Here is a 263-nt window from a genome sequence, read left to right as displayed (position 1 = left end):
ACAGGAGTTACATCGACGCCGGCTCATTCATTGGGGACCACGGACAATTGACCTTGATATTATTGATTTTGGTCATCAACATATTAAAACCTCAACATTAACAATTCCTCATCCAGAAATGGCTAACCGGCAGTTTGTTTTATTACCAATGCGCGAAATTACTAATCAAAATGATCCTTATTATCAGCAATTGGATCATTTAAGATCGGAAGAGCACACGTCTGAACTCCAGTCACCAGATCATCTCGTATGCCGTCTTCTGC

The organism is Limosilactobacillus reuteri subsp. porcinus, assembly GCF_036621895.1.
Classification (GTDB): domain Bacteria; phylum Bacillota; class Bacilli; order Lactobacillales; family Lactobacillaceae; genus Limosilactobacillus; species Limosilactobacillus reuteri_J.
The sequence above is the reverse complement of the archived record's forward strand: the minus strand, read 5'-3'. Positions refer to the sequence as shown.